This window comes from Dyella amyloliquefaciens (genome assembly GCF_004296575.1).
GTDB classification, from domain to species: domain Bacteria; phylum Pseudomonadota; class Gammaproteobacteria; order Xanthomonadales; family Rhodanobacteraceae; genus Dyella; species Dyella amyloliquefaciens.
The window spans coordinates 213,840-236,434 of sequence record NZ_SAYT01000001.1 but is presented as its reverse complement, the minus strand read 5'-3'; the positions used below and the strand labels follow the sequence as shown (position 1 = coordinate 236,434).

At 62.3% G+C, this 22,595-nt stretch carries 18 protein-coding genes; 4 read left to right on the top strand and 14 right to left on the bottom strand.

Going from position 1 to position 22,595, the window contains the following annotated elements; all coding sequences use genetic code 11:
• The first annotated feature begins 369 nt into the window (after positions 1-369).
• The 3 genes from EPB08_RS00970 to EPB08_RS00960 all read left to right on the top strand — a co-directional run bounded on the left by EPB08_RS00970 (position 370) and on the right by EPB08_RS00960 (position 2,734).
• Entirely contained in the window at positions 370-1,680 is a 1,311-nt protein-coding gene (locus tag EPB08_RS00970) for a sensor histidine kinase (RefSeq protein WP_130617196.1), read from the top strand.
• Between the two features lie 179 nt (positions 1,681-1,859).
• Positions 1,860-2,078 carry a hypothetical protein gene (locus tag EPB08_RS00965; RefSeq protein ID WP_130617195.1) on the top strand — a complete coding sequence of 73 codons (219 nt, stop codon included), beginning with the start codon at positions 1,860-1,862 and terminating at the stop codon, positions 2,076-2,078.
• Positions 2,079-2,506: 428 nt separating this feature from the next.
• Positions 2,507-2,734, top strand: a complete 228-nt coding sequence (locus tag EPB08_RS00960) for a hypothetical protein (RefSeq protein WP_130617194.1) — start codon at positions 2,507-2,509, stop codon at positions 2,732-2,734.
• 50 nt (positions 2,735-2,784) lie between these two features.
• On the opposite strand, the gene EPB08_RS00955 is transcribed toward EPB08_RS00960, so the two are convergent.
• Positions 2,785-3,717 carry a helix-turn-helix domain-containing protein gene (locus EPB08_RS00955; RefSeq protein WP_130617193.1) on the bottom strand — a complete coding sequence of 311 codons (933 nt, stop codon included), beginning with the start codon at positions 3,715-3,717 and terminating at the stop codon, positions 2,785-2,787.
• A 230-nt stretch (positions 3,718-3,947) separates the two neighbouring features.
• Positions 3,948-4,283 (bottom strand): hypothetical protein, encoded by a 336-nt coding sequence (locus tag EPB08_RS00950; protein ID WP_130617192.1) that lies wholly within the window; start codon positions 4,281-4,283, stop codon positions 3,948-3,950.
• Between the two features lie 693 nt (positions 4,284-4,976).
• On the opposite strand from EPB08_RS00950, the gene EPB08_RS00945 reads away from it, so the two are divergent.
• Positions 4,977-5,897 carry a LysR family transcriptional regulator gene (locus EPB08_RS00945; RefSeq protein WP_130617191.1) on the top strand — a complete coding sequence of 307 codons (921 nt, stop codon included), beginning with the start codon at positions 4,977-4,979 and terminating at the stop codon, positions 5,895-5,897.
• Between the two features lie 243 nt (positions 5,898-6,140).
• Here the strand turns inward: EPB08_RS00945 and EPB08_RS00940 are convergent, their stop codons facing one another.
• The 12 genes from EPB08_RS00940 to EPB08_RS00885 form a co-directional block, all read right to left on the bottom strand.
• Entirely contained in the window at positions 6,141-6,536 is a 396-nt protein-coding gene (locus EPB08_RS00940; RefSeq protein ID WP_130617190.1) for a helix-turn-helix domain-containing protein, read from the bottom strand.
• A gap of 209 nt (positions 6,537-6,745) precedes the next feature.
• The gene (locus EPB08_RS00935; protein ID WP_130617189.1) at positions 6,746-7,216 is read right to left on the bottom strand and encodes a hypothetical protein; all 471 of its coding nucleotides are present in this window, start codon (positions 7,214-7,216) and stop codon (positions 6,746-6,748) included.
• A 25-nt stretch (positions 7,217-7,241) separates the two neighbouring features.
• Entirely contained in the window at positions 7,242-9,287 is a 2,046-nt protein-coding gene (locus EPB08_RS00930) for an amidohydrolase family protein (protein WP_130617188.1), read from the bottom strand.
• 211 nt (positions 9,288-9,498) lie between these two features.
• Entirely contained in the window at positions 9,499-11,811 is a 2,313-nt protein-coding gene (locus tag EPB08_RS00925) for a TonB-dependent receptor (protein ID WP_130617187.1), read from the bottom strand.
• A 337-nt stretch (positions 11,812-12,148) separates the two neighbouring features.
• Positions 12,149-13,861, bottom strand: coding sequence for a M61 family metallopeptidase (locus tag EPB08_RS00920; RefSeq protein ID WP_130617186.1), 1,713 nt, complete (start codon positions 13,859-13,861; stop codon positions 12,149-12,151).
• A gap of 145 nt (positions 13,862-14,006) precedes the next feature.
• On the bottom strand, positions 14,007-15,263 hold the full coding sequence (locus tag EPB08_RS00915; RefSeq protein WP_130617185.1) for an aminotransferase class V-fold PLP-dependent enzyme: 1,257 nt from the start codon (positions 15,261-15,263) through the stop codon (positions 14,007-14,009).
• A 175-nt stretch (positions 15,264-15,438) separates the two neighbouring features.
• A complete protein-coding gene (locus EPB08_RS00910) occupies positions 15,439-16,950 on the bottom strand; it encodes a S10 family peptidase (RefSeq protein WP_165418348.1) in 1,512 nt (503 codons plus the stop codon).
• Between the two features lie 66 nt (positions 16,951-17,016).
• Positions 17,017-18,531 (bottom strand): S10 family peptidase, encoded by a 1,515-nt coding sequence (locus EPB08_RS00905; RefSeq protein ID WP_205746248.1) that lies wholly within the window; start codon positions 18,529-18,531, stop codon positions 17,017-17,019.
• A gap of 41 nt (positions 18,532-18,572) precedes the next feature.
• Positions 18,573-19,049, bottom strand: a complete 477-nt coding sequence (locus tag EPB08_RS00900; protein WP_205746247.1) for a RidA family protein — start codon at positions 19,047-19,049, stop codon at positions 18,573-18,575.
• Between the two features lie 44 nt (positions 19,050-19,093).
• Positions 19,094-19,579 carry a RidA family protein gene (locus tag EPB08_RS00895; protein WP_130617183.1) on the bottom strand — a complete coding sequence of 162 codons (486 nt, stop codon included), beginning with the start codon at positions 19,577-19,579 and terminating at the stop codon, positions 19,094-19,096.
• Positions 19,580-19,594: 15 nt separating this feature from the next.
• Positions 19,595-20,758, bottom strand: a complete 1,164-nt coding sequence (locus EPB08_RS00890; RefSeq protein WP_165418347.1) for a pyridoxal phosphate-dependent aminotransferase — start codon at positions 20,756-20,758, stop codon at positions 19,595-19,597.
• A 139-nt stretch (positions 20,759-20,897) separates the two neighbouring features.
• Complete coding sequence (locus EPB08_RS00885) at positions 20,898-22,340, bottom strand: MFS transporter (RefSeq protein WP_205746246.1); 1,443 nt, start codon at positions 22,338-22,340, stop codon at positions 20,898-20,900.
• Between the last annotated feature and the right edge of the window lie 255 nt (positions 22,341-22,595).

Genomic DNA, 22,595 nt, shown 5'->3' with positions numbered 1-22,595 from the left:
TCTCTCGGCTACGTCGGCCACTCAGTGGGTCGCTCGGCCACCTGCTTGACCGCTTTGGTCTTGAGCTCTTCTCTGTATTGCCTGCCACTCATATAGAACTCCTCGGTTGCCACACTTCATGGCTCGAGGATGTCTGCGAATGGCTGGGCGGCCCACCTGCGGCTCTGCACAGCTCACTGAATGATCGATTTCACGTTTCGGACTTGTCTGATTACTTCCAGGTCCCGCCCATGGCTCCCTGAAGGGCGGCCCTTAGGTTGTGCACAACACGCAACTTTGACGGCTTCTGATTGCTAAACCGTAGGCCTCCTTCCAGTTGGCCTACTTTTTTGGTTTACGTTCTCTCGAGACGCCGGATCGCTTCCTCACATGCAAGTAAGGCGAAAGCTCAGATTCCGCTTGACTCTATCTTTCGCCCTGTTTGGCTTTGGCCTCAGCGCCCTGTTTGCAGCCTCGTTGCTGCACATACGCTACCGTGTTGAAAACCAACTGGTCTCTTCATCTCTGCAACAGGACATAGACCAATCCGTTGAGTTAGCCATCCAGAACCCGAGTGAACCACCACACTCCCATCTCATGGAAGCGTGGATAAAGAGCGAACGCACGCTCTACAAGATGCCAATATCATGGCAAGGCCTTGGAAACGGCGTACACGATATTTTTGAAGCTGGACCAGATGGCCAGATGCACCACTACAAGCTGGCTGTCCGGCGTAAGCAAGGAGTTGTGGGATTTCTTCGGTACGACGTCTCCCGGGACGACCTGGGTAGACGGCAACTCCTCATCGCGGGCGTGAGTGCTGTATTTTTCTTCAGCCTCCTGTCTCTTCTAATAGGTGCTTGGCTTTCGCGGAAAGTGCTAAAACCAGTTAGCGACTTGGCTCAACGTTTACGCGAATTCCGTAAGAACGAGGGGGCGGAACCACTTGCTGCGCAGTTTGCGAATGATGAGGTGGGCGAGCTCGCCCAGGCGCTCGATGAGTATGCGCAACGTCTCACCGCAATGGTTAAGCGTGATCGCGAATTTAACTCAGACGTCAGCCATGAACTGCGCACGCCTCTCGCTGTGGTTTCAAGCACGGTCGAGCTTCTGCAAGAGCTACCGGATCTCAAGAACAAGCTACGCGAACGCTTGAAGCGTATTGAACGCGCATCGCGTCAGGCCAGTGAACTGATCGAGGCGCTTCTTCTGCTGTCGCGCGCCGAGCGTCGCGGTCCCGCACGAGGAGAAGTTACTGAGGTGACAAAGTTGGTGGCGGACGTTATCGATAGCCAGCGACCGCAGATGCGCAACAAGCCGCTCAGCATCGAGATGATCGTGGACCGGCCATTTTGTGTGAATGCCCCGGCGGCAGTGCTGTCCGTGGCGCTGACAAACCTGGTTGGGAATGCCGTCAAGTACACGCTGGAAGGCAAAGTGACGGTGGAGATCGGCGATAGCCATATCGAAGTCATCGATACCGGCCCTGGGATCAAGTCAGAAGATGCCGAGCGCCTATTTCAACGAGGCGTTCGTGGTGAAGGTGCCGGAGGCAGCGGCGCGGGGCTAGGACTGGCCATTGTGCGTCGACTGTGCGACCTCTATGGCTGGCAAGTTTCGATGCGTCCGCGCATCGGAACCAACGGCGCTATAGCCAGGCTCGACTTTAAGTCGAAAGGCGCCCCTGTGTGGGAGGCCTGATGGCACGGCTAAGGCCATCGATATCATCCTGAATGAAGGTATCAACCCGTGCAGAGTGGATGGCAAGCGTAGGCAGCGCTGTGACGCGTCAAGAGCAGCTTCAGCAAGATCTACTATCGCCAATCACACAACATGGCACCTCCTGCCTTAGAAGAGGTGCCAACATTTGGAGATGGCTTATGCCGATCTGGATCAAGAGTTGGCTCGCGTGCTGCGTGGTCTTCTTGCTATCACTCGCCGCTCTAAATTGGCTGGGGCAGTTCGATAACGTCACGCATGACGCTGCGTTTTCTATCATCCTGGCGGTTTGCTATGTGCTCGTGTTCGCCATCGCGTACATCTATTTCCGATCGAAGGAGCGAAACGGTCGCAAGAGAGAGGCCAAGCATTCGCTTTGATGCGTCTACAGCCAATGCCACTCGTGCAGCGCCCACCTTTCCAGCCTTGGCCTACACGAGCGTCTTTCGCATTCTTTCGGAGCGATGACCGGAAATGCGCTAGGCGCTCTACGCTGAGAGGGAGGCCAGAGTCCCGCTTTCCTGATAACTCTCCACGAAAGTCCGCTCTGACAACAGTTTTCGGAAAATTGAACAATGAAGCCTAGTAAAGAGGCGAACTTGCGCCCTCTATGGGTTCGGATCGTGCTAGCCGGCTATGCGGACCGAGATAAAGCGGTGGCCGGGAAATGGCTCATCGACATCTTGGGTGCCTGCTTGATGCTGAGCACTCATATAGGTGGAATGCAGTTTTACATCGGCGGGACTCTTTTAGCCTTCGCGCTGCTAACTTGGCTCGGTATTCGCTGGCGTAATCGCAGCGAAGACTGGTGACCGAGACGACCCCGGCCATCCGGAGCCTGCTGGATTCCTGCAAGCTGCCGTTCGATCCCGCCTGCCTCGAGTTCCACAAAACCTCACGCAGAGTGGCGAGCGCACCCAGCGCGGCCCAAGTGCGCCAGCCGATGCGCAAGGATACCGCGCGTACCACGCGGTATGGCGACAAGCTGGATGGTCTGCGGCAGCGCCTGCGAGATGGGGGTTTGCTCGTCGACTGAAGGCGTCAGGGCGACCCGAAACCTCGATGCCGAACGTGCGATCGCCTGGCCTAAGCCGCCACGCAGGCAATGCGACGAAGGGTATCGCTCGGATACTCGCTGTACACCCGCGCGTAGCTCGCCGAAAAGCGCGAGAAGTCCCACAGGCCGTACTTGAGCGCGATAGAGGCCACCGACGCCCGATGCGAATGGGCCTGTGCCAGTTCGCGTTGCGCAAAGGCAAGTCGGAGCATGCTCAGGTATTGGTTCGGCGACAGGCCCACCATATCGTCGAAGGCGTTCCGCACCGTTCGCTCGCTGGCCGAGGCCGCGCAGCAGAGCTGCTCGATATAGATCTCCTTGTTGATGTTCCGCTGCATGAATGTCTCAGCGGCGCGAAAAGCGCGGTAGCGCGACCGCACGCTATCATTGCAGGGAACAAGCAACGCACCTTGCGCGGCAAAGACAGCACCGATGTGCGTTTCGATCAGCGTCAATACGTCTTCCGCATGCCAGGTCGTCGCTCCCGGGGCATCGGGGAACAACAGGGAATATCGCAGATCTTCGAACAGCGGACCGATGGCGGAGCCCGGATCCGGCTTCAATATGAGGGGACCCGCGCTCGCGTCGCAGGCCGCGAGCAACGCCGCCATGGCAGGCGTGCGCGGCAGTAAAGCCACCGGCGTGTAGACGCCGGAGAGCTTCGATCCATCTCCCACGAGGTAGTCCAGCTGATCGGTCGCGGTAACGACAAGCAAGGTGCCGGTGGCCAAAGTCCTGCCCTGTACCCAATGGTCGGAGCCAGCATCGTGGTAGTACACCACACATAGCTGATCTCTCGGCCCCTTGATGCGCCGGACGGGAGCGCGCACGTCGAGGGTGTATATCGTGTGCGGTCCGCACGATCGGGTTACAGTATCAATATCGACCCTGTGCGGAGCCAGCGGCACGGCGATGAGGCTGTTCGCCAGCTGCTGCCCGTAGAAGTGAGGCATGTACTTCATGATCGAATCTCACCGAAGGATTCAGCCGCACAACGTCCCTGTCATCGCACCGGCAGGATTACCTGCAGCGCGGTGGCTCCTTATCCAGGAGCTGGGACGACGTAGCATGCTGAAGCACGGGGGGGTGACATATCTTCAGCCATGGCGCCGGTGCGATCCACGTACTTTGCGTAGAAACCCACCTTTTCGGCAAACCTGCCAAGACTGCGACGCTTTACCGCTAAAGACGCCTAAAGATCCATGTCTTCGTCGAGGCGCTGAAGTCGCTTCGCCGCTTGATCGGCGGTATAGCGGACGGCCATGGCGACATAGGCGACGTTCCGTGCATTCATCTTCTCGGTGACGATCATCCTCGCCAGATGGCACATGGCTTCCAGATCGGCCAGGATGAACTCGAGGCTGCGCGCATGTTCCGTGGCGATTTCGCCGGGCTTGATCGCGATGAAATGTTCAAGTCGGATGGCCGCGCTGCCGGCAGCACCGGACATGGCCGCCGCCATGGGCTTGGGCAACACCCCGTCGTTCACGGAATCGTTCGCGAGCTCCCTGAGCGCGCGAGCCACCATGAGCGCATACGCTACAGGATGAGTGAGTTCGGACTGCATGACTCCTCCCCAGTGCATGGATGGAGGAACGTCAGGCATGGTCTGCACACCAAAGGTGCCGATCCAGGGTCGCCTGCCCAACCGGGCTCTCTGGTCTCAGGCAGGCAACGCCACCACAATGGCTACCGCCCAAGGCATGGAGATGCCCAGGAACCATTCCATCAGCACTGACCATCGGCCTATCGAACAGCCAGCGACGAAGACCACCAGAAGCGACACGGGAAACCGAAGCATCCGGCATCCCAAACCCGGGCAAGATCATCGGCCTTCGCGGCCGCCATCGCAGCGAATGCGCAGGCGGCCGGGCGGAAGAAAGCGAGCATCAAGGCAATCCCCATCACCCTGCCAGGCCGAGGCTTTGCACCTACCACGTAGTCCACACAGATCGATCCCCCCCTTGGCGTCTGCATGGCACTACGCGGGGATCATTGCATTCGCAGCAACAATAACAATTGATATGTTCGAATGAATTCATTCACAACATTCATCAATAACGTGGCAGGGGCCGATACATGAATCCACGGAGAGACGCAGACCTTTCGACCAGCCCGGATGGGCGTCCACGAATGCGACTTGATTTTTCGGCGATCTGGCGATGGAAAAGCCAGCACCGCCTGCATGCCATCCCATCGTTCTGTTCCAGGGAAACGCCTCATGCATATCTCGCTTAGGCATCTGCGCGCCTTTATTTCGGTGGCGACGACCGGCTCGTTCACACGGGCGGCATCGGCACTTTTCGTCACCCAGTCGGCCCTGACCAAGACCATCCGCGAGCTGGAGGACGACATCAGCCTGGCGCTGTTTGAGCGAACCACCCGGCGCGTGTCCCTTACCACGCACGGCCAGTCGCTGTACCCCATTGCGGAAAGGCTGGTCAAGGATTTTGACAAGTCCATGCTGGACTTGCGCGAACGGTGCAACGGCGGCTCGGGCACGGTCAACATCGCCTGCGGACTCGCGTTCGCATCATCCGTTCTCCCCGAAGTCGCCAGGGTACTGAACGCGCGGCATCCCGATATCCGTCTCAACATCCTCGACAACACGAGTGGCGGTGTCGTAAAGCTCATCGATGACGGCGAAATGGATCTTGGCTTTGGTTCGTACGTCGGCGCCGCAAAAAACCTGCTGGGCATAAGGAAGATTTTGACGGCCAGACTGGGCGTGCTGTTCCCCCCGGATTATCCAGTTCCCACGAAGCTCGGGCATGACGAGCTCGTCAAGCTGCCGATCCTGTCCGACAGCGACGACTCCAGCATTGCCGACACGCTGAATCGGCAGATGCCCGAACTCTGGGGCGAGCTGGACAAGAAGCTCGTGGTCACCAACCTGGATCTCCAGCTCTGCTTCGTTCGAAAAAGCGTCGGGGTATGCATCGTTTCCGCACTCGCCGCGTCCCACCCCTACGCGCGCGGGCTGCCATTCAAACTCATCGATGATCCCAACCTTGCGCGCGAGATCTTCGTCTTCACGAGAAAGACCCTGCCCATTTCACCCGCAGCGGCTACGTTTCTCTCCGTGATGGATGAAGTGCTGGCCAACATCGACTTCCTTGAGGGAGTCGTGCTCCATCAATAGTCACGGTGCAGACCGTCGGACTTCCGTGACCGTCGCCTGGCGCGCTCCCGTGACGCCGAGACACAAGCCTGGGTCCGTCGGCGGATCCGATGGCGCCCGGCGCAACGATCGGCGGGCCAACGATCCCGCTCTATGGTTCAGCCAGAGCCGCTCCTGTTAGGCCGTCACCTCAGGGACTGATGCTCGCAGTAGACAGCGCTGGCTGCGGTGAGATGACGCGATGAATCGGGAACTCCTGGAGTTCTAGTTGGAAGGTGATTCTGTTTCCACATAGGCACTGCATTCCAAGGCAGAAGCAACGACCCTCAGGATGCGAGCCGCGATCGCTGCATCAAATTTCGATCGCCCCTGCGTCAACTCCATCGCAACAACCAATGCCTCACCCAGGCTGTTACTGGATGCCGCCACGACGTAAGCGTGCAGCTTGCGAAGCCCCGGCGTGAGCGTAGGTGGCTCGGCGTGAAGCGCGCGGCTGATGCTGGGTTTCGATAGTCCAACCAGCTTGGCCAGGCTGGCTTGATTGAGGCCCTTGTCAGCCATGAATGCGTTGATCTCTTCCCGCTTCTTGCGGACCGAGGCGGCAATCATCTTGTTGGAAAGGCGCCCGGCCGGCAGGACTGGGTTCACGGATTGCTTCATCGGCAAGGCCTTTCGAGTGATGCGAAAAGGAACGTTGGATCGGCGCAGCTCACGATCTTCGATGTGCCGGAGACAACTCAGCGCTGCCCTGCGCGGCCTGTAGTCCCACGGTTACCTGTGGTCGTAATGCGATTTTCCGCCCGGACCAGCGCGCGACGGCAAATGTCCTGGCGGGCTTGATGCCTGAGCATCACCGATGTGTTCGCAGCCTAGTGGCCGCGTGTTCGCGGCCTGCACGCCTCAGAACCGCTGAGATGATTCAGCGCAGCGGCGAGGCTATGGAAGACGCCATCGTTCGCCGATTCGCATTGTCCATCGACGTCGCCAAACCAGATGCGTCCCAATGAGTGGTCGCAGCCCGGCCCGACGACCACGGCAACCGGCTTGTCACGCGGCGAGACCAGGCAAAAGTCGATCATGTCGCCGCGTTGATAGTTCAACCCGGACAGATCGATCACAAGACTGCTGTGCTGCCACATTTCCGAGACAAGCTCGATGACGCCCCTGATGAAGTGCGCATCCATGTTCCCAAGCGGACCATCACGGTACTGCCCGGAAAACTCGACGATCAGCGCGCGCCTGCCTGGATGCTGCCCGTCGACGGTGGCGCTGACACCATAGGTAATCGTTGGGCATGCGCTGCGAACGTCGAGTCGTTCGATGGATTGAACGTGCGTCATGTTCGTGCCTGTTACCAAGGGCTGGTCAGTGAACAGACGGCTTGGCCACGAGCTGCTCTTGCGGCGGCGGCTCGGCAAAAGGCTTCACTCCAATGGCGCTGTAGATTTCCGACGGGAAGAACACCGTACCGTCCTTCATCACGAGCCGGGGAGCGCGGATCGCGGAGATGTTGGCCGTCGGATCCTGCGCAACGAGGAAGAAGTCAGCCAGCTTTCCGCGCTCGATGGTGCCGAGCCGGTCGGTGCGGCCGAAGTACTCCTCAGGCCCCAATGTCGCCATACGCAGCACCTCGGCAGGCGGAATGCCGGCCTTGACGTAAAGCTCCAGCTCGCGGTGAACGGAGAAGCCGTTCGTATCGTCCGTACCCGGCATAAGGCGAATGCCCTTGTCGTGCAGCAGCTTGAGGATGTCCAGGGACTTCTTGACCGCGCCGTTGTACTGCGCCGTCAGCTCCGGTGTCGGCGTCGGCACGAAGGTGCGCTTGCGGTAGCGGCTGTAGGTGATGGGCATGTGGTCGATCACCGCCGCCTCGGGCTCGGGCACTTCGCCGGCACGACTCAGCAGCAACCGCTCCACGATCGACATCGTGGGATCGAGCACGATGTGTCGCGTCACCATCAGGTCGATGGTCGCCCGCACGTTGGGCGCGTTGAGATCCAGGTTGGCAAGCCGCGCCAGCGCCGTAAGCCGCAGCGGCGTGCGGGTATCTTCACCCGGCTTGAGCACCCAACCCAGCGCCAGCTGGTTGATGTGGGCGATCTCGTCGTAACCGTCGTGGATGACCTGATCGGGCGTGTCGAAGGCGGGCACATGGCCCGTCACACGCATGCCCCGTCGATGGGCTTCGGCCGCAATGGGGGCGACCCAGTCGGGATTCATCGAATTGTAGATCTTGATCTGGAAGTAGCCGCGATCGGCGTACCAGTCGACGTCGCGCACCGCGTCTTCGACCGAATCGGTGATGAAGCCGGTGTGCGCGGAATACGGACTGCGGCCCTCGAGGAAGCCGTTGGGCACGATGCGCGGACCGATCAGTTCACCCGCATCGATGCGCGTCCTCAGCTTCTGCAGGAAGCCGTTGGCATTGCCCATGTCGCGCGCGCTGGTCACGCCGGCGGCAATGTAGTTGAGGCCCGAATCGGACGTGGCATGCGAATGCATGTCGTGCAGACCGGGTACCAGCACCCCACCCTGGCCGTCGAACACCACCTGGTCTTCGGTAGGCTGCAGCTTGTCGGGGTCGTTGCCGACATAAGTGATGCGGTGATCGAAGGTGATGACCGTCTGCAGCGGCCCCACCTTGCCCGTGGCGGGGTCGAATACGTGGACGTTCTTGATGCGGACCGGTCGATCGTAGTTGTGCGCCAGCTTCGCGCCGAGGCTGCGCAGGCGCTGGTCTTCGAGACTGGCGACCACATCGGCGACCTGCTTGGCGGCGCCTTCATAGCCTTCCAGGATGGCCGTGCCCTGCCCGTCGAACGTACCTACCAGGCGCTGCTTATTGTCCAGGAACACGTACAGCGGCTTGGTATCGATCCCGGTGATGGCATACACATCCGCATGCAGCGTGTGGCCATTGGCGGTGAGATCCGCCGACTGCATCTTCTCCAGCTTCATGCTGCCCGAAGGCCAGGTGTCCAGCGACTGGTTGGGCGCCTTGAGCAGTGCCCGCGCATAGACGCCGTACGCCCACGGACTGGTGTCGTTCAACACATAGAGCGCCGGCACCGCCGTCGTGGACTCGCCTTGTTCCGCCTGGCTCTTCCACTGTGCATGTCCGTCGGCCCAGTGGAAATCCTCGTCCACCGCGCCGCCCATCAGCGAGGTGCCTTTGACCGACCAGGCCACGGGCAACGCACGGTCGTTGAGCACCAGATCTTCGTGATGCTTGGGGCCGCGTCCGTTGTTGCTGACGGAATAGTCCACGGCGACGCGCTCACCGTTGGTGGTCGCCACCACGGAGCCAACGGCTTCACCGTTGCCCATGATGACCAGCTTCTGCGTGTTGGCAGGCTGCGCGTGGATCGCCGAGGCGATGGCGAAAGCGAGGACGGCGATGGTCGATTTCATGGGGCGATCCACTGGCGGGTCGCTTCGGGCTTGTCACTCACCGACACTTGTCGATGGCCCGAGGATCCCGTGTGCGATAAAAAAACCGCGGCATCCGTGCCACTGGGGAAAGGGGTGGTCGCTGCCGCCGGGGCAATGGTGCCGGCGTCGGCAGCGACCATGGAATAAGGGGCCGGTGCGGTCGGCAATCGACCGCACCGGTTTACGTCTCTCAGAACTTGTACGCGGCGGTGAGGCCGATGGTGCGCGGCTGGATCATGTTCCACGAGTAGCGCGGGTCGACCGGGCTCAGCGTGTTCTTCGGTCCGCCACCAAGGTAGCCACGGCGGTCGAACAGGTTGCGCACGTTGAGCGCGAACGTCCACGGACCGTTCATCACGCCACCATGGATGTCCGTCTGCGAGTACGAAGGAACATGCACGCGCGGGAACGTTTCATGCGACGGGAAATCCTCGTAGCGGTCGCCCACATAGGAGAACGTAGCGCCGGTGAAGCCCGTCCAGCCGGCAGCGACCGGGAAGTTCTTGTCGAACGACAGCGAGCCGGTCCACTTCGCGGAGTACGGCAGTCGATCGCCGCTGAGCGCATAGGCGCTCTCCAGCGGGAAGTCCTGCGTGAGCACGGCATCGTTGTACACGAGGTTGCCGGTGATGCTGAAGCTTTCCGTCGGCTGGAACGTCAGCGTGTTCTCCACACCCTGGCTCTTCGCCTTGCCCGCATTGCCGGTGAACGACATGCCGGACACCAGGCTGGTCTCCAGAATCTGCACGTGGTTCCAGGCGATGTAATAGACCGAGGCATCCCACACCAGCTGGTGGTCGAAGTACGCGCCCTTGATGCCCAGCTCGTAGTTGGTGGTCTTGTCCGGCGCATAGGTCAGCGGCACGTCGGACGTCTGGATCACCCCGGCGTTGGAACCACCCGGACGATAACCCGTCGCCACGCGACCGTAGACCATCACGTCATCGGTGAGCTTGTAGCGCGGCGTGATCAGGTAGGTGGTGTTGTGGTCGCTCGACGAACCGGAGACCGAACTGTCGCCGCCGTTGAGGATGCCACCCGAGAGGCTCTCGTACGTCTGCTCGATCCTGCTCACGCGTCCGCCGACCTGTACGTCGAACCGATCGGTGAAGTGGTAGGACACGTCACCGTACAAGGCGTATTCCTTGTAGGTCGACGGACCCGAGCTGTTGAAGAACTCACCCGGGGGGCCCACCACCTCCATCGTCGACGGCACCAGCGGATTGACGCTCTGTGCGCTGAACGAGTTCTCGCGGGTGAAGAACGCACCGGCCTGCCAGTCCCACTTGCTGTTGTTGCCCTCGTTGGAGGACAAGCGGAATTCCTGGGAGAACTTGTCGGTCTTGCCCGGCTCGTAGATGTTCGCGCCGAGACCGGGGACGCCGAACACCATGCCGGCAATCGTGCCGAAGATCGGTGAAACGTCGTCCATGTGGGTAAAGCTGTCCTGGCTGTAGCCGGTCAGCGAGGTGAGGCTGCCCCATCCGAAATCCACGTCGACATGGGCGTCGTAGAACTTCGTGTCGCGATGGTCATAGATGTTCGGCAGCTGCTTGCCGCTGTAGTCATCGCCATAGGTCGGGACACGGTTGATGTCGCCGGCGAAGTTGCTGACGTTGTCGGTATAGGTGTGCTGCTGCAGCGCGGATACCCGCACCGTGACGTTATCCGCCGGCAGCCACAAGGCGCTGATACGGCCGCCGTTGGCGCCCTTGCTGCCCTTGTCATTGTCGTTCTGGGTGTTCTGGATGTAGCCCGGCTCATCGCGCTCGAACGCGCTCACCAGCACGGCCAGGTTGTTCGTCAGCGGCACATTGACCGAACCGCGCACGCCCCAACCGGTGCCACCGTGATCGATGTTCTGGCCGTCGACTTCCACGCGGCCACCGAAACTGTTGGTCTGCGGCGAGACGGTTTCGTACTTGATCAGACCGCCCATGCTGGCGGCGCCGTAGAGCGTACCCTGCGGGCCGCGCAGCACTTCGATCTGCTGCAGCGCGAAGGGATCGAAATCAGGCACCACGCGGCCACCGGTGCCGTTGGCGACGGTCGAGCCAAACGGCACGTCGTCGATGGTGACGCCCACCGTCGGGTTGCCGAAGGTGCCGGTCGTGATGCCGCGAATCGCCACGTTGCCGCGGCTATAGCTCAGGCCGGGTACCTGGGTGTAGTAGTCGCTCAACTGCAGGGTGTTGTTGATCACCAGGTTGGTGGGCTGCACCACGGCGACCGGCACCGGCACGTCGAGCAAGGCCTCGGATCGCTTCTGCGCCGTGACCGTCACCGTGCTCAGGGTCGTCGCCTTCTTGCTGTCGCCACCCGACTGGCCGGCATCCTGTGCCGACGCGTTGCCGGCCGGCTGGGCCGCCTGCGCGTAGACCGTCGAGGACATCAGCGATCCGACAAGAAAGCTGGCCCCCACGGCCAACATGACGCGATCGCGACCGGGGCGACAGGCGCGTCCGAGTTCCACTGCAAGATGCTTCAACTTCAGCTTGTTCATCGACCCTCCCCAGGTCTTCTTGGTCGCCTAGTTGGCTGTTGTGGAAGGCTGGCTCGCGACCCGCGCCCGAAAGTTCTGCGCGCGGAGATGCCTCCCTGTTCAAATTCAATTTATTTCATCGAGTGGGCAATATCCGTGCGACTTTCATGCGCACAACCGCCACTTGCGATAAAAAAATCGATCTTTCAGCCATTCGGCGAAAATTTTGCTCACTGCGTCGTGGTGCGGCGCAGAACGTCTTGATCTGGCTCATGGACTGGAGAAAAACCAGCCACGCAATGAACGCCCAAAAGAAAAGCCGCACTCTGTCGAGTGCGGCTTCCGTGCCGCCCGATCCTCAGAATTTGCAGGTCGGCGCTGCGCCCTTCGCGCGCTCCCAGTGGTACGCCTCGACGGCGGCACCACGCGGCAGGTAGGTCACGGTGTACGACTTGCCGTCACGCTCGAACACGCCGGTGACTTCGGTCGTCTCGCTCTTCCACGCCTTCGATGCGTCCGGCGCCTTCAGGATCTTGTCGCCGTTCTTCACGCCCGCCTTGGCGGCAGCCGAATCGGGCTTGAGATCGGTGACCACGGCGTCGGAACCCGAATTGCTTCGCACGTAGCCCAGCTCGAACGCATGACGCGGCTCGCTGACCACCTTGAAGCACGGCGCGAACGCGTTGTCCGGAATCACCAGGGTCTTGCCGGACTTCATGGCGTCGAACGCGGCCTGCGCTTCGGCGGGGCCAATTTCCTTGCCGACCAGATCCAGCCACTCGGCGATGCCGTGCGGTTCCTGCTTCTCGGTGCGGCGATAAATTTCCAGTACCACGTCATCGAGACTGTGCTTGCCGCCACTCTTGGCCAGGATGGCGGCATTGGTCTGCACGAGGTACAGGAACCCGCGACCGTACGGATCCTTCTGCATCATCGGATCCTTCCAGAAGAGCTTCGCCGCGTCGGCCGTCGTCATGCTGCGGCTGGGGCTTGCGTAGTAACCGTCGGCGCGCTGGTTGATGCTCGCCAGGTATTCGTCGAGCGTGAGCAGGCCGGCGCGGTAGGCCATCAGCAGGGAGTAGTACTCCGCCGTGCCTTCCGAGTACCACGCGGTCTCGCCATGGCTGCCTTCGAGCATCGGCCAGGTGTGCGCCATCTCATGCGCCACCAGATCACGCAGGTCTTCCACCGTCGGCTTGGCCGGCGGGTAGTAGCCGAACATGAAGGAGTGCGCCAGGGCGGTGCCGCCCGTACCCGCATAGGGGTTCTGCCGCATGAACACGCGGTACGACGACTTGGTGTCGCCGAAGAAGGTGGACGTGTAGTTGTAGAACTTCGACACCCAGGTGCTGAACGCCTTCGCGTCGAACGGCGGTTCGCTCAGCCAGTACACGTTGAGGCGCGAATCGGTGGAACTCGACTGGCTCTTGAGCGGGCCGGCGGCGTAGTAGCTGAAGGACAGCACCTCCGACGGCACCACCGCCTTCACCTCGCCCTCGCCCAACGACCACACGCCACGTGTCCCCGCCGGCATGTCGCTCAGGTCCCACTTCAGATCGACGCTGTACGGACCTGCGGCAGCGGGCGTCGCAAGAAAACCCACGCCGGCGCCTTCGAAGCCGCCGTTTTCCGCGCGCAGGTCGAACAGCGGACCGTTGTTCGTGCTGGCGGTCACCACGCGCGGCGGTGCACGGAAGCTCACCACCACGTCGCCCTTGGTCGCGCGCTTGACGCTCCAGCGACGATAGACGCCTTCGGGCTGCGGCTTCTCCTCGGAGATCTCGAGCGCCAGCGGACCCTGGTCGTCGCGCGCGGTCAGCGCATCACCGTCATAACGGGCAGTAGGAATGCCCACGAGTTGCAGCGGCAGACGCACCAGCGGCGCACCCGCCTCGAGCGACGGCGCCTGGATGGCCATCGTCACGTCGATATAGCCTGCGGTGCCGGCCGGCACATGCGGCTTCAACACCACGTTCAGCGACGGCGGCGCCCCGGCTGCCATCGCCGCCGGCGCAAAGCCCGAACACGCGCACGCCAGTGCCGCCCCGATCATTACCGATAACCGCTTCATCGCTCTCTCCCACTCCGTGCTTTGCGGCACATGGTCCGCTTGAATGAATCGGGCTCACCCCCGCCCATGGAGGGGGATGACCCGCTGGTTGATCACCCTGCGGCTCGCGCCCCGGCGCAAACCGCAGTTCCTGGTCAGGCGTGCCTCACGCCGTGCCCAGGGCATGCATCGCGCGATCGATGTCCTCCATCGTGTTGAACACCGATGGCGAAAAGCGGAAGCGATTGCGACTGACCGTGATGTCCACGTTGGCTTCCTTCATCTTCGGACGCAGGCGATTCGCCGCGTCCTTGTAAGCGAAGGTCACCAGCGGTGCCGTGCTCTCCAGCGGCGTCACCAGCTCGAAGCCACGCTTCGGCAACTCGGTCTTGAGGTGGTCCGTGAGCGGCTTCGCGTGGGCCTGGATCGCGGGCACGCCCACCTTCTGGATGTAGTCCAGCGAGTAGTCGAGCAGCCCGATGCCCATGTGCGAAAACGTGCCCCACATGAAGTAGCCGGAGGCGTCCTCAGGGACACCGTAGTCAGCCACGTCGTCGCCGGGCGGATCGTACGGATACACATGGCTCTGGAACGCGTTGAGCTGGTAGTAGCCCCACACGGGATGCTGCAACTCGGCGAGGCGATCCTTGCGCACGTACAGGAAGCCCAGCCCGAAGTCGCCCATCAGCCACTTGTAGCTGGCACAGGCAGCGAAATCGACGCCCGTTGCCTTGACGTCCAGCGGCACGCAACCTGCCGCATGGATGATGTCGGCGTAGACCAGCGCACCCTTCGCATGCGCGATTTCGCAGACCCGCTTCAGGTCGTGCTGGAAACCGTTGAAGGTGGAGACGGCCGAGATGGCCACGAGCTTCGTGCCCTTCTTCACCGCCGCTTCGATGTCGTCCAGGTCGATGCGATTGTTCTTCGGCCGGACCCAGGTGACATCCACGCCGAGCTTGGCCATGGCCTCGTACAGGTAGAACGAGCCGAAGAAGTGCATGGTGTCGGTGACGACATGTGCACCCGCGGCCGGCAGGCCCAGTGCACGAAGTACCAGCTGTTCGCCGGCGGTCGTACTCTGCACCAGGGTCACTTCGGAGCGATCGGCGTTGATCATCTGCGCGAAGTTGCCGAGCACGCGATCGCGAATGGGATCCTGGTGATACGACGTGCTGCGCGGGTCGCCCATGCGGTCGGCCAGGTACGCATCAAGCGTTGCATGCGATCCCACGCTGATGGGATGCATCGATCCCGAGTCGAGATACGCGCGATCGCTCTTGTAGAACTCGATGCCGCCGAGTCCCTTGATGGTGGGCAAGCCCTTCATGTCCGCGCCCGCTACCACGGGAGCCGCGGCGCGTGCATACAGCGGCGAGGTGGCGGCGAGCCCGGCAGCGGCCAGGAAGTTCCGTCGATTCATTTGCATGACTTCTTCCTTTGCAGGCCGAAGGAAAGGGTGAAGGTGCGCAGTGCAAGCGCCACGGCTGCTTCGTCCCTCAACCGCTCGGCATCGACGGGCCGACCCGACGGCCTCGCCTTCTGGCGAGGTACGCGTCGGCTCGCGCGTGGCGTGATGGCCAGGGACGTCGCGGCCGTCATGGCGCGGCCGTGCTCTTGATGAAGCTGTGCAACTGCGACGAGAAGGCCTTGAGCGTTTCCGGGTCGCCGTAGGGCGAGTGACCGGATGCGAAGCCGGCTTCCGTCAGGCGTCCGGCGGGAATGCCTGCATGGTCCATCACATAGCGGGCCGCGCCCCAGGGCGTGGCCATGTCGAACAGGCCGCCCGCAAGCAGGATCTTCATGCCGGGCCGCTTCGCTGCCGCGTCGCCGATGAAGGGAGCGGAGTTGAAGTAGAAGCGCGGTCCCGGCTGGTCACCCTTGTCGTCGGTCCAGTTCCAGATGGCGTTGACCTGGAAGTTGACGCCGACGTAGCGGCGATCGGTCGGCACGTGCAGCTCGTCGCGGAAGTAGCGGTCGTTGATGCCGACCTTCTGGCTCACATGCAGCGAGGGGTCGTTGGTGGGCACGCCCTTGGGCGCCGCCGCGTGCAACGGTCCGGTTTCACGCGTGTCCAGGCGACCGAGGCGCAGTCCCTGGTCGGCGAGCAGTTCGTTGAGGTAGTCCTCGCTGTTGACGCGAAGATCGGCGCGTTCGATGCGCTCCGCCGGCAGCCCGATATAGCCGGCCATCTTTTGGGCAAGCTCGTGGCGTTGCGTGGCCGGCAGCTTGTCGCCCTGCTGCAGGGCCACCGCGTAATCGCTCGAGGCAAAGGCCTGCGCTTCCGCCACGAAGGCTTCCAGCGTGAGGCCGCGACGATCCACCTTCTGGTGGAACCATGCAGCAGCCGCCATCGTCGGGAAGCCGTTGATGTAAGGCTGGTCGTTGCCCTTGGCGTCCACCATGCTGATGCGATCGAGCATGGGCGAGATCAGGATGACGCCGGCCACCTGCTGGTCGCCCAGCAGCTTCATCATCGTGCCCAGGCGATAGCCGCCATAGCTCTCGCCGGCGACAAAGACCGGGGACTGCTCGCGGTGATGCTCCTTGAGCCAGTCACGCATGAAGCCAAGGATGAGCTGCGCGTCGCTGTCCGGCCCCCAGTAAGGCTTGCCATCGCCACCCGGCATCACCCGACTGAGGCCCGTGCCCACCGGATCGATGAAGACCAAATCGGCGGCATCGAGCACGCTGTAGGCGTTATCGACAATCGACGCCTCTTTATGGGTCTTGTCCGGATCCATCACCATCCGCGGACCCAGGGCATGCAGATGCAGCGGTGTCGACGAGGCGCCGGGGCCACCGTTGAACGCGAAGATCACGGGCCGCTTCGATGCATCACGCACGTCGCTCCGCAGGTACGTGGTCGCTGACATCGTGGCCTGGGGATGCGACTTGTCATCTCCCAGCGGCAGTTCGGCAAACGTCGCCTTGTACGGCACCTTGACGCCACCGATGGTGACCTTGTGCGTCGTGGTCACCGGCGCGATCAAGGGCTCCACCGTGTTCGCCGCGCATGCGATGGCCGAGGTGCCGAACGCCAGGAGCGTGGCAACGCCGAGGGCACCAAGACGTGGGATGGAAAAGCCCGTGCTGGTCGATCGCTTCATCGTGTGGCTTCTTCTGATGGGTGAAATGGAATGCGTGCGTCGCATGCGACCGCTCCCCAGGCGGGGTCAGGGAGCGGTCGCAGCGCGCGGGGTGGTGCCCGTTGCCGACGACGTCGGCGAAATCAGTTCGTGCAAATCACGACTCATCTGCTCGAGGCTGCTTTGAACCGTGTAGGCCATGTGGCCCGACTCGTAGTACGCGACGCGCACGCGATCCTTCGGCCAGCCGGACTGCGCAACGGCGTAGTCCGTCGCACCGGTGGTCGTGAGCGTGTCGAAGTAGCCCTGGCCGATCACCACGCGAAGCTGCGGCTTCAGCTTCATGGCGTCCTTGATCATCGCCATGTAGGGCCAGTCGCCAAACGGACTCTTGGCGCCCCAACCCCACAGATCCATGTTCTCGACGCCCGCGCGGCTGCGGTAGACGTAACCGGTCTGCACGCCCAGCTCATCTTTGGCGTACTTGGCGTACGCGGCTTCGGCCGCCTTCATGACCTTTTCCGAGCCGTCCGGATGCGGATCGTCCTTGGTGATGAGCGCCTTGTAGCGGCCATCGTTGGCGGACAGCAGCTCGTTCTGATCCTTGAACAGCAGTGCGCGGTACTGGACCTTGGATACCTTCAAATCATTCGCCAGGAACACAGATGCCGGCAGGCCCGTCAGGGCTTCCAGCTTCGCGGCGACGGCATCGCGCTCCTTCGGATCGAGGTTGCCGCCCTTGAACAGCGCCGGCATGTAGACGTTCTGCGCGAAGTCGCGCGACTCGTCCAGATGCTGCTGGAAGGTCTTGCCCGTGTGGTCCACCTTCCCGTGGAACCAGCCCAGCGCGGCCAGCGTGGGCAACGACACGGTGTAGCTGATGATGTTGTCGTGGCGCTGCGAGATCTCGATGATGTTGAGCGCCTGCCCCTGCAGGAACACGCCGCTCAACTGCACCGGCGTCTTCAGGTGGCTGAGCTTTTGCGCAGCGGCGGCCGCTCGCAACGTGCCGTAGCTCTCACCGTAGAGATAGACGGGCGACGCTTCGCGACCGTGCGCCTTCAGCCATGCCTGCACGAACTGCGTGAACTGTTCCGCGTCCGCGTCCACCGAGAAGTAGGCGCTGGGCGAGGTTCCGGAGGCCACCCGGCTGTAGCCGGTGCCTGCCGGATCGAAGAACACCAGATCGGTGGCATCCAGCGGCGACGACGGATTGTCGGCCAGCGGCGTGGGCGGAATGTCCGCATTGACGTCGCTGGGCGTGACCAGCCGGCGCGGGCCGAGTCCCAGCATGTGCAGGTAGACCGACGCCGTGATCGGGCCGCCGTTGAACACGAACATCACCGGACGATCCTGCTCGCGCTTGATGCCTTCGGCCACGTACGACACCGACACCAGGTCGGCGGATGGACCGTTGTCACCGCTGCCCACATGCGTCGGCGCCACTTCGACGGCATAACGCACGGCCTTGCCGTTGAACTTGCCGCGATGATGGGTCGTGACATTGGGCTGCGTGCCGCTGTCCGGCGCGTCCGCTGCGCGCACGGACGAAACAGTTACGCCGAGGCAAGCAACGAATGCCCCGAGCATCAAAGCCTTCATGGTGTGGTTCCGGGTGCAGGTATCCATGGATGGGGAATGCATCAGTGCGAGGCCACCGGCGTGGTCACGTAACCCATGCACTCCACTTCAAGCTGCGCGCCCAGGGCGAGGCCCGTGACACCGAATGCACTGCGCGCCGGGAACTTGCCGGGCTGGAAGTAGCTGCGATAGATCTTGTTGAAGGTGTCCCAGTTCTTCATGTCGGCAAGCATCACCGTGCACTTGGTGAGGTTCTGCGGCCCCATGCCTGCGAGCTTGGCGGCCGACATGACGTTGTCCATGGCCATGCGTGCCTGCGTTTCGAAGTCCTTGCCGAGGCCCGAGGCATCGCCGCCGATCTGTCCGGACAGATACACCGTGTTGCCCGCACGCACCGCAGGCGAGAAGGGATACTTGCTCTCGCCCGTGACGTAGTGCGTGACATCCTCCTGCACCGGCGCGGCATGTACCTCGAGCGCGCCCATCGACACATAGGCGACGGCGGCGACAACCAGCATTCGAACGTTGGGACGAGACATGGGATGGGTCTCCTGGGTGAAGGAACGCAGCGACCGTGGAGGCCTCAGGACTTGAGCGTGAGCTCGCCTTCGATCTCTACGGGAATGTTGAAGGGCAATTCCGCCATGCCGACCGCACTGCGCGCATGTGCACCTCGTTCACTTCCATACAGCGCGAGAATCAGGTCGGAGAATCCGTTTATCACCTCAGGCTGGCGAATGAAGCCCGGCGCGGAATTGACCAGGCCCAGCACGCGACCCCAGGCTTCCACGCGATCCAGATCACCGATGGCGCGCTTCAGGCTGCCCAGCACCGACAGCGCCACCAGGCGCGCGGCGTGGTAACCCTCCTGCACGGAAAGGTCCGTTCCCACTTTGCCCAGCGGCCCTTCCATGCGGCCATCCGGGCCCTGGGGGCCGTGACCCGAGAACAGCACGCGATTGCCAACCACATGGGCGAACTTGAACGGCAACGCGACACCGCCGGGAGCCACGATGGCCGGCGGAAGTTGCAAGCCGAGCGAGGCCAGGCGCGATTCAATCTGACTCATACGAATGCTTCCGGGTCACACGGACTGTTGAACGCGGTAACGGAGCAGGCCCGCCCGAAGCCGGTCCAGACCATCCTTGATGTGCGCGGTGCTCTTGCCAAAACCCAGGCGCAGATGCCCGGGGCGCCCGAAGTAGCTGCCCGGCGCCACCGCAAGACGTTCCGTCTCCCAAAGAAAATGGGCGACAGCCATGTCGTCATGACTCACCAGCAGACGCGGGAAGTACATGCAGCCAAACGTCGGCACGGGACCGGCCAAAAGTTCTTCCGCTTCCAGGATCCCTGCCTGCTCGAGCATGAGCGGGCGATTGGCAGCCAGGATGTCGCGCCAGTGTTTTTCAAATGGCGCCATGTCATCGAAGACCGATGCCGCCACCGCGTGGGTGACCTTCGACACGCCCAGCTCATAGCGGTCGTAGACCGCCTGGATGCGTTCACGGGCCGCCTTCTGCGCAATGATCCAACCGCAGCGCAAGGCGAACAGGCCATACACCTTCGACAGACTGCCCGTGCTCACCAGTGCCGGCGACAAACGCGCAGCCGCGCCGGAACGCGAGCCGTCGGTAATGAAGTCGGCGTAGACCTCATCCACCACCACGGTGACACCGGCGCGCTCCGCCACGATGGCAAGCTCGGTCAGCGACGCGTCGCTCAGTGCAGCCCCCGTGGGGTTATGCAGGTTGGTGACGACGATCAGGCGCGTATCGGCGCGGATCTGGCTCACGATGCGGCTCACGTCCAGTTCGAACGTGGGGCCCGTGCGATCGACGTAGCTGATCTGTGCTCCGCAGTTCTTGCCGAGATCCGGGAACAGATCGAAATACGGACGTTCCACGATCACATGGGTTCCCGCGCCGAGAAACGCGCGGTAGATGATCGACAGCGCACTGCTGCACCCGGTCGTGCAGGTGATCCACTGCGATTCCACGCCGTAGCGCTCGGCAATGGCCGAGATCACATCGGGATTTCCCCGCGCGAATACGCTGCGGTAGTGCGGATTCGCATCGCCCGTGAAGGCGTTGCGCACCTTGTCGCGAAGTAGCTCTGAAGGCTCTTCGATGGTGCTGTCGAACAGCAGATTGACCCTGGAGTCGGTCCCGGCAGCCTGCACGACGGCGCGACACCACTCGGTGTAGGTAGCCGTCGGCTTGGAGGGATCGTTCGAGCGAGGTTTCAACATAGAGATACTGGGGTCTCGGCGCGCGACGGGGTTCGGCATTGGCTGGTGGACATAACGAGCAGGGACCAGGGAGGCTGCCGACGATCGGAGCGCGGGCGCCCTGGCTCGACCGAGCCGGCCTGATGGGAAATCGATGGGGTCACGCGTTTTCACGCCCGCTGACCGCGACCTGCTTCTGTCGCATGGCCTGTAGTTCGGCCTCGGGCAAGTGGTAGCGGGTGAGACACGCCACGGCGAGGAAGGCCAGCGCGCACGAAGGCAGCGTCATGGCGATGCGGATCCCCATGCCGATACCGGGGCCTGCATGTTCGACATGGCCGTCGTAACCGATGATCGCCAGTGCCAGACCGGTGACCAATCCACCCAGGGCAAGCACGGTCTGTTGCTGGGAAACCCACAAGCCGTAGATGGCGCCTTCCCGTCGCTCTCCGCTGACGAGTTCGTCGACGTCCACCACATCGGGGACCATGGCGCTCGGCAGCAGATCGCCGCCCGCCTGAAAAATGCCGACCACCACCATCGCGGGATAGATCAGCCAGTGCATGCTGTCGGGAATGAATAGTGGCGCGGTCCAGGCAAGCCCCGCGCCACCCCAGCTAAGCATGCACATGCGCCGCTTGCCGAAGCGCTCGGCGGCCTTGGCCCACAAGGGCGTGACAATCGCGGACGTCAGTGACGCAATGGGAAACAGCACGCCCACCAGTGCAGCGGACTGCCCCAGCACGACCGTGACGTAATAGACGAGGAGGCCAACGAACGGCAGCTGGCCAAGGAAATAAATGGCGTAGGAAAAGATCAGCACCAGGAAGGGCCGATTCGCCCGCGTGGCCGCAAGCTGCTCGCGAAGCGTCGCGGGCTCCTTGCGATGCGACGTCGTGCTGCGCGCACCCGACGTGGCCCAGAACGCGACGATGCCACTGATAAGGATGACGCTTCCGAAGACCATGCCCATCAGGCGATAGCCGTCCGCGGGCACCGACATCAGCTGCACCACGCGCGGAGCCAGCGCAACGCCGCCAAGCACCGACAGTCGCGCAACGACGTTCTTCCAGCTGACCAGCGAAATGCGCTCCGCGTAGTCCTCGGTCATCTCCGTGGCCATCGCACAGTACGGCACCTGGTAGATGCTCAACCCGGTGTTGGTGATCAGGAAGACCGCCAGGAACGCCAGACCGAACAGCCAGCCACCATCCAGACGCGGCATGCTGAAGATGAGCGCAAAACCGATACCCCACAGCGCGGCGCCACCGATCAGGAAGGGGCGCCGACGGCCGTAGCGGGTCGAGGTTCGATCCGATATCTGACCGACGATCGGATCGATGACGATGTTCCAGACGCGCGGGATGAGCAGCAGCACGCCCGCATAGGCGGCCGAGATGTGCAGTACATCCGTCATGAAGTACAGGAGATACATGGCGAGAATCGCCACGTAGCTGGCCAGGCCGATTTCACCCAGCGCCCAGCCGCCCTTGATGCGCAGCGGCAAGCTCGCACGCACCGGAGAGTGCACTGCGCTCGCATCGTGCGGCCCCTTGGTCACTGCCGCCGCAACTTCGCCACCCGCTTTCAAGATCTGCTCCACCGACAATCGTCCACCCTGTTGCATGGAAGTGTGCTCGGACCACGCCACCCTTCGCACACGCCCCGAGTGCAAATCTCACGGGACATGGAGACAGAGTGAAACGGCCAAGAGGCTATTCCGACACTTGCAAATTTATTCGTGCAGACCCGTAATGGGTGTGCATTTCAGGCACACCTATGGGCCATACGTGTATTTTTTTCACGAAATGTACCCAAGAACAGTAAAGTTTTTTCACCCCACTTTGGTGCAGTGCGA